The following is a 4,067-nucleotide window of genomic DNA, read 5'->3' as shown; positions in this document are numbered from 1 at the left end:
CCCGCAATCTGGCCGTCATAGCCACAGAAGGCGCATTGCCGGTCCCACGCCTGCAGGACAGCGTGACGCCACCCGGAATCACGCCGACGCTCAACTGCGGTATCGCGACAATCGTCAAGCGTGACTTCGGCGCTTAGCCTCAATCCACCGGCTGGTTTGGCGTGCCCGCGCTGGAGTAATTGTCAATACCTGTGGATCAAGATCTTCAGGCGGCTGCCGGGACCTCTTCCCCGGCCACGCTCGGCGAGCTGCTGCGTGTGCTAGGTGAGGGCTCGCGGGACGCTCGGCCAGCTTGCCGTTGACGAATGTGGCTCCGGCCCGGACGAGCGCGACCAGGTGCGGGGCGTTGACCATCCGCCGGCGGCGCTGGGCGGATTCGATGAGCTTGAACGCCATCGCCAGGGCGGCGGCCTTCGAGCCGTGGCCCTTGGTGACCTTCGTCCGCAGCCGCACGGTGGCGAAGGCCGACTCGATCGGGTTGGTGGTCCGCAGGTGGATCCAGTGCTCCGCGGGATAGTCATAGAACGCCAGCAGTTCCTCCTCATCCCCGGTGATCTTCGCGACGGCCTTGGGGAACTTCGCCCCGTACGCGGAGGCGAAGGCCTTCACGGCGGCGCGGGCCTGGTCTTTGTCCTCGGCGTTCCAGATCTCCGCCAGGGCCTTCTTCGCCCCCGGGTGCGCGGACTCCGGCAGCGCCCCGAGCACGTTCGCGATCTTGCGGAACCAGCAGCGCTGGGCCCGGGCCTGCGGAACACCTCGCGGACCGCCGACCAGAACCCCAGCGCCCCATCCCCGATGGCCAGCACCGGCGCGCGCATCCCGCGGCGCGCGCAATCGCGCAGAAGGTCACACCAGGACTCCGATGATTCGCGGTAGCCGTCGGCCAGGGCGACCAGCTCCTTGCGGCCGTCGGCGCGGACCCCGATCATCACCAGCAGGCACAGCTTGCCTTCGCCCAGCCGGATGCCCAAGTGGATGCCGTCGACCCACAGGTACACGTAGTCCGCGCCGGCCAAGTCCCGGGCCATGAACGCCGCGGCCCCGGCTTTCCACGTCCCGGTCAGCTTCGTGACCACCGATGAGGACAGCCCGGCGCTGCTGCCCGGGAACTGGCCCAGCGCGGGCACGAAGTCGCCCGAGGACAGGCCGTGCAGGTACAGCAGCGGCAGCACCTCGCTGACCTGCGGGGTCTTGCGCGCCCACGGCGGCAGGATCGCCGGGGAGAACCGCCTCCGCTCGCCCGTGGCCGGGTCGGTGCGCTTGCCGTTGACCCGCGGCGCGGTCACCCCGGCCGCCCCGGCGCTGGTCACCACGGTACGGGTCTCGGCGGTGCCGTTACGCACCACCATCCGCCGGCCGTTCTCATCGCGCAGCCCGGCGAACAGGCCGAGCGGCGACCTCGGCTTGCAGCGCCGCGGCCAGCATCTGGCGGGCTCCCTCCCGCACGATCCGATCAATCACCGACGGCGATCCGTCCGCCGGGAGCGCGGCAGGCAGGCCAGGGACTACTGTGAGCATGGGTGTGCCTTCCCGGCCAGCGTTGCATCGCCGGCCTTTGCTTGAGAACCTTTACGACTCGATCATCCGGGAAGGTGCACCCTCCTTCACGCCCTTCCCCGCAGATCCACAGGTTTCAAGCATTGCTCCGCGCTGACGTGACTCGGTGTTTATGGGCGTTGAAGGGCCATGGTCGGCTCACCGCTCACTGGTTCTGCGGCTCGTCCTGGCTTCCTGGTGGTCTGGGCTGGGTTGATGTGCCCGGTTCAGCGGTGCGGGTGTGGTGACCTGGTCGGGGCGGGTCAGGCCGCGGCGGCTGGCGGGCCGCAGGCGGCGGTGAGCAGGGTGATCCATTCGTGTTCGCGGTGCCAGCCTTCGGGCAGGTGCAAGGTGATGTGGCCGCGGCCGTGCCGGGCGGTGCGGGCGGCGACGTCGATGAGGTCGCGGCGGATGGTGGCGCCGCGGGCCCTGGCGTAGGCGAGGCTGGCCAGGGCTCCGGCGGCGCGCAGCAGGTTGTGCGCGATGGCGGCGCAGGTCAGCCAGGCCGCGTTGGCCGGGAAGAAGCCTGATGGCAGGTGCGCGAGGGGCCCGTCGGTCCAGTCGGCGAAGACCTGCCCGGCGATGGCGTGGTCGCGGTGCTGTTCTTCGGCCTGGGTGAGCTGGAACGGGGAGTCGGTGAACACGGCGTGGTGCCGCCATGCGGGGAACAGTTCGTCCTGCCCGGCGGCGGCCTGCTTGTTCTGGTCGCGGACCCGGCGGACGATGAGCCGCGCGGTGATCGCCTGGCCTTTCTTTGAGGTGAACGCCGTGTAGTCCGTTTCGGCGGCTTCGGCGTCGGAGACCCAGCAGCGCAGCTGGTCCATCCCAGATCGCGCGCGGGTACTTGATGGCTGTCCAGGCCTCCTCGGGGATGGCAGCGATGGCCGCGGCTAGCTTGGGGTCCATGTTCACGGTGACGGAGAACCGGGCGCCGGACCGGCGGACCGCATGACAGAAGGCGGCGGAGTAGCAGGCCGAGTCCGCTCGCACGATGATCAGCCCGGTGCACCTGATGGCGTGCGCGGTGCGGATGGCCTCGGCGGCGAACCGGGCCGCGCCGCGGGCGGAGTTCGCGTTCCCGCCGCGCAGCCGGGTGGCGGCGATGACCGGTGCGCCCAGCGGCGTGGAAATGGTGGCGGCCAGTGCGTTCAGGCCGCGGACCAGCAGGCTCTTGCCCTGGATCTTGGTGTGCCCGAACGCGGCGCCTTGCTTGCGGTGCCCGTAGACCCGCTTTTGCATGGCGTCGATGTCGATGAACGCCAGCGTGTCCCGGCCGGGCAGCAGCGGCGCCCGCAGGGCCAGCTCGCCCAGCAGCTCCCGGTTCACCATCTCCAGCTGGCGGACGTTTCCCCAGGTGAACGACCGCAGGTGCGACCCGAGCGTGGACGGTGCCCGGATCCCGCCGAACAAGCCCGGCATCGCGCCGTGCCGCAGCAGGTCCATGTCATCGATGCTGTCCGCGCCTGCGGCCATGCCCGCGACCAGGCACGGGATCTTCAGCTGCGCGTTGACGCCGCACTCCAGGCCCGCCAGCCCGGCCCGCTGAGCCAAGGCCATGACCGGGACCAGCCCGGCCCGCGACACGAGGTTCGGGTCGTCGAAGGATGCGCGGGTTTTCGCCAGGGCATGCAACAATCGGACTTACAAGGTGTCCTCTCGGGTCGGCCGACGGAAGCTTTAGACACTCCCATCGTCCCAGTTCAGAGGGCACCTTTCACGTTGACACGCCCAGAATCACCCCGATATGACCGGTGGATTGAGGCTTAGAACAGCATGGGGATCCAGACCAACGGCTTCCAATACATCTGGAGCGATGGTGTCCGGGAAGTTGCTCGTCACTAGCATCCGCGCGACCTTCATCACTACAGCTGGGTTGGCGAGCAGGGCTGCTTCCAGTGGTGACGGGAGGCTGCCGGTGACATTTCCCTCGACCAATGGCCGTACTAGGTCCATTGGAACATCGGCATCCAGCACCCACACACCGTCAGCGCGCATGCGTGTGAACGGGTAAGCCGCGCTCTGTGCGCGTCCTGTCTTCGAAGGTTCGCCGAACTCTGCGATCAGGCCGGCAAGAGCCTGCTCGGCAACGGACCACGCCACGCGGCTGGATCCGGTTATCGCTAGATGTCCGAGCGCGAGCAGCATCAACAGCGGCTTATGAGGCGAGCGGTGCCCGTTGTGCTGATGCTGCCGCAACGAGGTCAGCATCGTCAATACGTCCTAGTGCTCAATGTCTTGCATGATCATCTTCCCAAGCTTCAGCCCGGTGGCGTCCGGAATCCGGTGTAAAAGTGACGGGCGCGGTTCCGGCTTCAGGGTGATATTAGGCGGTGGCACACTACAGTCCCGTTATCTCGTAGGGTGAGATTCATGTCGCTTTGCGTAATTTCGTTCCCGGGGTTCCGGAGACGGGCTTACCGGACTGTCTCGTGACCTTGCGTGATGGGCCGTCCAGGGGTGCCTCTTGGCTGGCGAGTGCCGCCACGGTGAGCCGCCTGGCGTGGTGATGCCATTTCGATATTGCCTGGTGC

The 4,067-nt window shown here is 68.0% G+C and carries 1 protein-coding gene and 2 pseudogenes; all 3 read right to left on the bottom strand.

The annotated features are described in order from the left end of the window. Positions 1-205 precede the first annotated feature (205 nt). The 3 genes and pseudogenes from Q1N79_RS28260 to Q1N79_RS28250 all read right to left on the bottom strand — a co-directional run bounded on the left by Q1N79_RS28260 (position 206) and on the right by Q1N79_RS28250 (position 3,750). Positions 206-1,518, bottom strand: a pseudogene (locus Q1N79_RS28260) (IS256 family transposase). Positions 1,519-1,799: 281 nt separating this feature from the next. After that, positions 1,800-3,171 (bottom strand): annotated as a pseudogene (locus Q1N79_RS28255) (IS1380 family transposase). A gap of 99 nt (positions 3,172-3,270) precedes the next feature. Then, complete coding sequence (locus Q1N79_RS28250) at positions 3,271-3,750, bottom strand: hypothetical protein (protein ID WP_300614104.1); 480 nt, start codon at positions 3,748-3,750, stop codon at positions 3,271-3,273. Positions 3,751-4,067: the final 317 nt, after the last annotated feature.

Origin of the sequence: Trebonia sp. (assembly GCF_030042015.1) — a bacterium.
Lineage (GTDB): Bacteria > Actinomycetota > Actinomycetes > Streptosporangiales > Streptosporangiaceae > Trebonia.
Note: the sequence above shows the minus strand (reverse complement) of the source record. Positions and strands in the feature narration are given on the sequence as shown.